Source organism: Streptomyces sp. S3(2020) (assembly GCF_013044505.1).
Lineage (GTDB): Bacteria > Actinomycetota > Actinomycetes > Streptomycetales > Streptomycetaceae > Streptomyces.
The window spans coordinates 1-2206 of record NZ_JABERD010000471.1; the positions used below are offsets into that span (position 1 = coordinate 1).

A 2206-nucleotide genomic window follows, 5' to 3' on the forward strand; every position below is an offset into this window, starting at 1 on the left:
TTGCGGCGGCGGGGGTGTTGGTTGGTAAGAGACAGCGCTGGTTCTGCGCCGGATCGAAACCAGTCACACCGACGCCGCGCACACCGTGGGCGGCAACGCGTCCGGTCGGTCGACCGCCCACGGCGCCGCTGGCCACGCCTCGTACTACGGGGACCCCGCCCCCGGCGCCGACCCGGAGCAGGCCGCCCTCATCGAGTGGACCGCCGCCGGGGCGTGCAAGTGACCCCACACCCGTACGCCGGAGCCCTCGCCCTGACCGCGGGGGCTCCGGCGTACGGGGGTCGGATCACTTGCCCGACACGGCGGCGATCCACTTGATGAAGTCGGCCGGGTCCTGGTCGGCGCCGTGGCCGGCGTCCCAGTAGTACGAGGTGTCGACGTCGTCGCCGAGGGCGGTCAGCCGGGCGGAGAGGTTGCCGGCGACGGTGTGCGAGGTGTCGGTGTCCCTGGTGCCCAGCCGGATCCACCAGTGCCTGGAGCGGCCGGGGTTGGCCTTGCCGAGGAGGTGGGGCATCGGGTTCATCAGGTGCAGCTTGGCGGGGATGTCCTCGTCGAGACGGGCGCTGTCGCCGCTCTCGTGGCGGAGGCTGTAGAGGGTGAAGTGGCGGGCCCTGGTGGTGCCCGTGCCGTAGAGGTTGTTCTCCGGGGTGGACAGGTCGAAGGCGTCGAAGGACGGCGCGTTCTTCTTGCGTGCGCCGACGTGGGTGAGGAAGTCGGCCCACGTGAAGGTGGCCCGGCCGTTCTTCCAGGTGATGGAGGGGTGTGCGGCGAGGTAGGTCTCGCGGGCCGGGTCCGACAGCGCGGCAAGGTACTTGGTGGCCGACGGTTCCATGAACGTCTTCAGGAGATAGTCGTCGAGGTTGCGGGTCGAGAGCCGCCCGAAGCCCCGTGCCGACAGCTTGAGGGAGGCGAAGTAGTCGCCGTAGGCCGTGCTCAGCTCCTTGGAGATGGTCCGGTCGACGAGCGCGCCGCTGCCGAGCGGGTTGCTCCCCCAGCACCACTCGTACGCCATGTCGGCGTGCTCCAGGTCGGTGATCGGGCACCAGGCGCCGGTGGCGAAGATGGCGTCGGAGGTGTCCGCGGCGCCGATCGCCTTCAGGTACGGCTCGTAGAGCGGGCTGTCGCCGGAGGCCCCGAGGAGGGAGGAGAGCGCGCCGCCCGCGCTGACCCCGGAGGAGACGATCCGACGCACGTCGCCGGGTACGCGGCCCTTGTTGAACTTCAGATACCGGACGGCGGCCTTGAGGTCGACGATCGCGGCGGGCGCGGTGCCGTAGTAGACACCGGCCGCGTCGACGAGGGTACGGCCACGGGCGCCCGGCTCGACGACGACGTACCCGGCGGCGAGGGCGAGGCCCTGCCGGCTGGTGCCGCCGCCCATGCCGGTGGCGGTGACGCCGGTCTTGTTCGCCACGGAGGACGGCATGTAACCGCCGACGGAGTTGGCGAGGAGGATGGGGGCGTTCCGGGCGTCGACGGCGGTTCCGTCGATGGTGACCGGAACGCTGACATTGAGGGACTGGTAGAGGACGTCGACGGGGTTCGCGACATACGAGGCGACCTTGTAGAAGCGGTAGCCGACCTGGTGGGTGACGCCCTCGGTGTCCTTGATGTCGACGGTGAGCTCGGTGTAGGCGGCGGGATCGAAGACGAGCGAGCCGTCCGCGGCAGCCTGCGACGAGCCCTTCGATGAGCCCTTCGCCGCGGCCTGCGCCTGCCCGGACATCGCACCGACCGCCGCCGGTACCGCCGCCGCTCCGGCAAGCCCCTTGACCATTGTTCTGCGCTTCACGACAGTCTCCTGTTCCTCGCGGCTCGACGGGCCCATCGAAGCAATTGCCCTCAATATTGTCAGCAATCTTGCCGCGAATCCCTCCCGCTTCTTAGAGACTTCTCAGCCACTCCCGACCCGGCCTCCCCCGTCGACCCCGCGCACCCGCGCCCGCGCCCGCGCCCGCGCCCGCGCCCGCAGCACATCGTCCGACGACACGGCTTCGGGGTCGCTGTCGTCGAGGAAAAACCGGTCACCCTCGCAAACCGTGCCCGGCGGAATCCGCCGCAGGTTCCGGCCCGGCTCGCGCGCGACCAGCGCGGCCTGATGGACGAGCTTGTTGCGGTGCTGCCGGCAGACCGGTGAGGCCAGCGCCTCCAGAGGCCTCCCGAGGCTCAAGCCACCAGCTCCGAGCCCTCTTTGCTTGGAATGGGA

At 70.4% G+C, this 2206-nt stretch carries 3 protein-coding genes; 1 reads left to right on the top strand and 2 read right to left on the bottom strand.

Going from position 1 to position 2206, the window contains the following annotated elements:
- Positions 1-85: 85 nt before the first annotated feature.
- Positions 86-223 (top strand): hypothetical protein, encoded by a 138-nt coding sequence (locus HLK59_RS49640; RefSeq protein WP_171148271.1) that lies wholly within the window; start codon positions 86-88, stop codon positions 221-223.
- 63 nt (positions 224-286) lie between these two features.
- Here HLK59_RS49640 and HLK59_RS49645 read toward each other — a convergent pair whose 3' ends face one another.
- Together HLK59_RS49645 and HLK59_RS49650 are read right to left on the bottom strand one after the other, a co-directional pair.
- Positions 287-1792: a subtype B tannase gene (locus HLK59_RS49645; RefSeq protein WP_171148272.1), complete on the bottom strand. Its 1506-nt coding sequence runs from the start codon at positions 1790-1792 to the stop codon at positions 287-289.
- A 102-nt stretch (positions 1793-1894) separates the two neighbouring features.
- Positions 1895-2206 (bottom strand): hypothetical protein (locus HLK59_RS49650; protein WP_206328526.1); only part of this gene is annotated, 312 nt, incomplete at its 5' end.